This is a genomic window from Tsukamurella sputi (assembly GCF_007858445.1).
GTDB lineage: Bacteria > Actinomycetota > Actinomycetes > Mycobacteriales > Mycobacteriaceae > Tsukamurella > Tsukamurella sputi.
Genome location: NZ_VIGV01000163.1, coordinates 1 through 555 on the forward strand (window position 1 = coordinate 1; position 555 = coordinate 555).

Annotated in this window: 1 protein-coding gene; it reads left to right on the top strand. The window is 42.0% G+C overall.

Annotated elements, in window-relative coordinates:
* On the top strand, positions 1-555 hold a 555-nt coding region (locus tag FK268_RS26125; protein ID WP_146437892.1), incomplete at both ends, for a class I SAM-dependent methyltransferase.

The window sequence follows — 555 nt, forward strand, 5'->3', positions numbered from 1 at the left end:
GCGTTATGCGCGTATTGTTAAGGAAGCAGATAAAAGTCTCGATCTAAATGGGGCAGAGTATCGTCAATTTTTAGAGATTCAGGATGAGGCGCAAGCGCTCACCTTTGTCAGTAAGCCGGGAATTTATGGTTATAAAAAGATCGATGAAGGGAGTCGTTTTTTAGCTGAAACACTCAATAGTGATCCTTTTGCTTTAGAAGGAAAGGTTTTAGATCTAGGGTGTGGATATGGTTATCTTGCGGCATCGGTAGGAAAAAATAGTAAGATCGAGCAGTTAGTAGCAACCGATTGTAATGTCGCGGCTGTTCAGCTTGCCGCCTATAATCTTGAGAATATGGGGATAGAGGCGCTTGTAACGCTCGATGATTGTGGTTCTGCTTTAGAGGATCGTAGCTTTGATCGCATTATCTGTAATCCCCCATTTCATCAAGGCTTTGGAACTTCTAAAGAGTTGACGGTAAAATTTGTTGAAAATAGTAAGCGTCTACTGCGTCGTCGAGGCATTGCCTACTTTGTGGTTAATAAGTTTTTAGCCATCGAAGAGATCTGTTATGC